At 39.0% G+C, this 5,400-nt stretch carries 4 protein-coding genes; 2 read left to right on the top strand and 2 right to left on the bottom strand.

Annotated elements, in window-relative coordinates; all coding sequences use genetic code 11:
• On the bottom strand, nt 1-1,379 hold a 1,379-nt coding region (locus AC1DRF_RS15870), incomplete at its 3' end, for a sensor domain-containing diguanylate cyclase (RefSeq protein WP_477741118.1).
• 234 nt (nt 1,380-1,613) lie between these two features.
• Nucleotides 1,614-1,865, bottom strand: coding sequence for a hypothetical protein (locus AC1DRF_RS15865; protein ID WP_043979463.1), 252 nt, complete (start codon nt 1,863-1,865; stop codon nt 1,614-1,616).
• Between the two features lie 121 nt (nt 1,866-1,986).
• Between AC1DRF_RS15865 and AC1DRF_RS15860 the strand changes: the two genes are divergently transcribed.
• Both AC1DRF_RS15860 and AC1DRF_RS15855 read left to right on the top strand, forming a co-directional pair.
• Nucleotides 1,987-4,257, top strand: a complete 2,271-nt coding sequence (locus AC1DRF_RS15860; protein WP_477741117.1) for a DEAD/DEAH box helicase — start codon at nt 1,987-1,989, stop codon at nt 4,255-4,257.
• A 31-nt stretch (nt 4,258-4,288) separates the two neighbouring features.
• Nucleotides 4,289-5,400: ribonuclease H-like domain-containing protein (locus tag AC1DRF_RS15855; protein ID WP_477741116.1), on the top strand; the 1,112-nt coding region annotated here is incomplete at its 3' end.

The raw sequence follows: 5,400 nt of genomic DNA, 5'->3' as shown, positions 1-5,400 counted from the left end.
GCATCTGCTCTTTGAATTAATGTATCTAGGTTGGTGTCGTCTGAAGGCGCACATATAATAAATCCGTAACTCGCAGACAGTGCATATGGCTTATTAAATTCTTTCTTTTTATCTTCTAGCTGTGCATTAATATTTTGCCACAGCTCTTGTACGTATTCTTCCGTTTGTTCAGGAGCAATTAATAAAAACTCATCACCTCCGTAGCGAAAGAGCGTATCATCTTTGCTAATATAACCACTAATTGATTCTGCTATTGTTTTAATAAGCCAGTCGCCTTCTCTATGACCGTATTGATCATTTACTAGTTTTAAAGAATTAATATCGATAAAACATAATAGAAAAGATGTATGAATGGTTTTAGCTCTCAGCAGTTCCAGCTGCAGTTTTTCCATTCCGCTTCTTCGATTTAAAATTCCGGTTAGCATATCAGTTGAAGCGTGTAAGCTCAATTCATGCTCAACCGCTTTTAAATCGGTTATATCGGTAATACCTGCGAGTATGCAGCTTTCGCTTTGATACTCTAGTAATTCATAATTGATCATAACCCACTTAGAATCTCCATGTTCACGTGCTTCYAGGATGTAGTTTTTTACATATTTCTTTTGTTGAAGACGTTTTAAAATCTCCTCTCGATCTTCATCAGTAGGATAGATTATAAATCCGTCTATTTGATCAAGATCTTGAGCAGCAAGATTGTAAAAATGAATAGCTTTATTGTTAATGAGCAGCACTTTGTGGTCGGATAATCTCGTTAATAATAAAGGATAGGGATTAATTTTGAACAGCGTAAAAAAATTACGTTCGCTTTCTTTTAGCTGTAAATGATTCATATATTCTTTGTGACGGTATGTATAAAGAATGTACGAAATAAGTAAAGCGATAGCAACTGCTGCAGTTGTATTGATCTGCTTTGAAATAAGAGAAAAAGAATCTGGTACATATCGTGATAAGCCGTATAGTAAAAAAAGATGGTTAGGAATAAAAATGATGCACAGATGTTTTAATTTCATAGGACATAAAACAGCTGTGGAAATCAAGAGCATCATATACACGTCTACGCGACCTGTGAAAAGCTGACTGTTAATAGTAGAAAGTGCTGCAGCAAATACGTAATAAAATATATAGCCATATACAATGGTGCTTAAGTAGTTAGCAAACCGTTCTTTTCTCTTGCTAACATAATAGAAAAATAAATAAAGAGAGGAGAGAGCAAAACTAGTGAAATGAATACCAATTAGTGTATGTCTAAACTGAGGTGTCCCCGCATGTTGAAGTAAAGAAAACCCTATATAAATATAAATAGGATAGGAAACTACAAGAGCAAGTGAAACTAGCTTGACTCTCTGTTGAAGCATCTCTACATTCGTTTTATCGAACATTTTATCTTCATTAACTTCTCTTCCTGAAGGAAAATGACATTTCTTCAGAAAGGAGAAAGGTAAAAGCGAAAGAAGAAATGACATGACCATCATCTCCATATCTTTTTTTAGGTATTTTAGCATGTTTGTATAAGAAAAGACATGAATTTTTTAGATGAGAATGTCTGCTTTTTGATCAAGAAAAAGCATAAAGATTTACATGATTAAAGGTGAGGCCAAAGAGCCTCACCTTTTTTATTGAAGTTTATTGGTTTCAGCATGCCGTACAAACATGGTCTCATCTTCTACTAAGCCGCAAGCTCCGCACTGAATACGTTTTTGCGGTCCGTTATAAGCAGCGTGAAAGGCATCGAGCGTATCGTTTGTGTATTCTTCTACGACGTCTCCGCTTCTTGGGTCCATTTTTACAGGTTTTGCATTTTGTTCAATAATATTAAAGCGCGTTCGATTTGTTTTGCAGCTAGGGCAAAGATAAGGGCTTCCCATTTTTAACATCTCCTTGAAAAATTCACTGTATTAATACCATGTCCGAATCCCCCAAAAACATACAAAAACTTATGGTTTTCTATCGAACGTTCATTCGTTAAAATAGAAGCAGGTGATGAAAATGAGAATACGAAAAAACTTACAAGAAGTAATGGATATCTTGCAAACGAATCCGTCATATCAAAAAAATATTGTTCATTGGCATACAATCGAAGAGAAAGAAGCTAAAACTGCGCCATTTCCGGCTTCTTTGCATACGAAACTACGGCGAGCACTTGAGAACCGAGGAATTGGTTCGCTTTATACGCATCAAAAAACAGCGTTTGATTTGGCGACAGCTAAGAAGAATGTTGTGGCTGTGACGCCGACAGCATCGGGGAAAACATTGTGCTACAACTTGCCAGTACTCCAAAGTATTGTGGAGAATGATCAGGCTAGAGCTCTTTATTTGTTTCCAACAAAAGCCCTTGCCCAAGATCAAAAAAGTGAATTAAATGAAATCATTGAAGAAATGGAAGTACCAATCAATAGCTACACGTATGATGGAGATACTCCGGCAAATATCCGTCAAAAGGTAAGAAAAGCAGGTCATATTGTTATTACGAATCCAGATATGCTTCATTCAGCTATTTTACCTCATCATACTAAATGGGTATCACTGTTTGAAAACCTGAAGTACATTGTGATTGATGAACTTCATACGTACCGCGGTGTTTTTGGAAGCCACGTAGCCAACGTTATACGCCGGTTAAAGCGAATTTGCCGCTACTATGGAAGCAATCCTACCTTTATTTGTACATCAGCCACCATCGCTAACCCAAAAGAACTCGCTGAACATTTAACGGGAGCTCATGTTATGTTAGTAGATAACAACGGAGCGCCTAGCGGCCGCAAGCATTTTATTTTTTATAACCCGCCTATTGTTAATAAACCGCTAAACATTAGAAGAAGTGCTACGCTTGAAGTGCGAAATATTGCAGGAGAGTTTTTGAAAAATAAAATTCAAACGATTGTATTTGCACGAAGCCGCGTACGAGTGGAAATTATTTTAACGTATCTGCAGGAGCTCGTAAAAAACCAGCTTCAAAATAAGTCTATTCAAGGGTACCGCGGAGGATATTTGCCGAAGCAGCGACGGGAAATAGAAAGAGGACTTCGAGAGGGGAGTATTTACGGGGTAGTCAGTACGAATGCTTTAGAGCTAGGAGTGGATATCGGGCAGCTGCAGGTGTGCGTGATGACAGGTTATCCAGGCACGGTTGCAAGCGCTTGGCAGCAAGCAGGACGAGCAGGGAGACGTCACGGAGAAGCCGTCATTGTGATGGTCGCAAGTTCAAGTCCGCTTGATCAGTATATGATTCAGCATCCGGACTACTTTTTTAGCAGAAACCCAGAAACAGCTCGAATTAATCCTGATAATCTTGTTATTTTAGTCGATCATTTAAAATGTGCGTCCTATGAGCTGCCGTTTAAGCAGGGAGAAACATTTGATGGGGTAGAAATTGAAGATGTGTTGGAGTTTTTGCAAGAAGAGCGAGTGATTCATTTTAGCGGAGACAAATGGTACTGGATGAATGATTCGTTCCCAGCTCATAATATCAGTCTGCGTTCTGCATCCCAAGAAAATGTTGTCATCATTGATCAATCGGACGTTGCAAATGTGAAAGTAATTGGAGAAATGGATCGCTTTAGTGCCATGACGCTTCTTCATGATGAGGCGATTTACTTACATCAAGGCATTCAGTATCAGGTAGAATACTTGGACTGGGATGAGAAAAAAGCGTATGTTCGTGAAGTCGATGTAGACTATTTCACCGATGCAAACTTAGCGGTTAACTTAAAGGTGCTAGAAGCTGATAAAGAACGGATGGAGAGAACATATTCAATTGGTTATGGCGATGTAATGGTCAGCGCTATGGCTACGATATTTAAAAAAATAAAGTTTGAGACGCATGAAAACATAGGGTCAGGTCCCATTTCACYTCCAGAAGAAGAGCTTCATACAAATGCCGTGTGGCTAAGCTTTGAAAAAGAACAGTTTTACGAATCTGAAGAACGATTGGAACAAGCGCTCATTTCCGTGGCAAATGCCCTTCAGTCAATTGCACCGCTTATGGTGATGTGCGATCCGTCTGATTTACATGTAGTGCCTCAGGTAAAAGCGGTGCACAACGAACAGCCGACTATCTTCTTATATGATCGATACCCGGGAGGCATTGGGCTAAGTGACAAAGTGTACGAACAAATGAATGATGTGCTAAGTCAAACCAATCAATTAATTGTAAATTGTTCTTGCGAAAGCGGCTGTCCGTCTTGTATCGGTATGGAAGCACAGGGAGAAAACGCAAAAAGCGATGCGCTCGTGCTGCTACAACAACTGCAAAGTAGGTGAACTCTTGTCTTTTAAAAATAAATTAAACCGTATGAAAAAGCATCTTCATGTTACAGAAGCAAAGCCGCCGGTTGAAAGTAACCCGCAGCGACCTAAGAGCGCATCTATTCCCTATGAGCAGGAATGGAAGGGAAATTATGCTGTGCCTTACTTTGCGGAAGACAGCTACTGTATGATTAGAGAAGTGGTTTACCCGCTCGACTACAAACATGGACATTATGAATTTAATGAGCTGAAAAAAGTAGTGGAAGTATGGAATCGGTCTACAGTTGCTCATCCGCTTTCATCGAAAGGCCACACATATTCAGATTTATTTTTCTTTGATACGGAAACGACGGGGCTTAGTACAGGTACGGGAACGACTATCTTTTTACTAGGATATGCAAGGGTGCTAAAAGATTCCGTCGTTTTTCGTCAGCATATATTAACGGAGCCAAGTGGAGAAGTAGCATTTTACGAAAGTTTTTTAAAAGAAGTAGACTATACGACGCTTGTGACTTATAATGGGAAATCTTTCGATTGGCCTCACGTGAAGACTCGCCATACGCTATTGAGAGATCATTTGCCCAAGCTGCCTAAGTTCGGTCACTTTGATTTGCTGCATGCGTCAAGAAGGCTGTGGAAACACAAAATGAGTTCGGTGAAGCTTGCGAATGTCGAAAAAGAAATACTTGGAATTGAACGAGTTGATGATATTCCAGGTTTTTTAGCTCCCATGATTTATTTTGATTTTATTGAAACGAAGAATCCAAGAGGCTTATTCGATATTATGAAACATAATGAACATGATATTTTATCGCTTATTACCTTATACATTCATTTATCAAAGCATCTCCTTACTAGTGAGGAGTTTACAGAAAAAGAAACGTACGAAGTAGCAAGGTGGTACGAGCAGTTAGGGGAGAACAAGCACGCTTTCTCTCTTTATCAGGGCGTAGCAGAAAAAGAAAAAGAAGAGCATGAAAAAGCTCAGCTAGCGATGGCTTATCATTATAAAAAAGAGAAGAGTTGGAAAGAGGCAGTGGACATGTTTGAACCCTTGGTTCAAACATGTGAAGGTGACGTCGCTATAGAAGCATTGGTTGAGCTAGCTAAAATTTATGAGCATCGTCTCAAAGATGTTCATCAAGCACTTCTATATAC

It is taken from the genome of Priestia sp. P5_B4 (assembly GCF_056400385.1).
Note: the sequence above shows the minus strand (reverse complement) of the source record. Positions and strands in the feature narration are given on the sequence as shown.

Excerpts from the sequence above, each read along its gene's own strand:
- AC1DRF_RS15865 (WP_043979463.1), bottom strand. The coding sequence starts at position 1,865 with ATGGGAAGCCCTTATCTTTGCCCTAGCTGCAAAACAAATCGAACGCGC.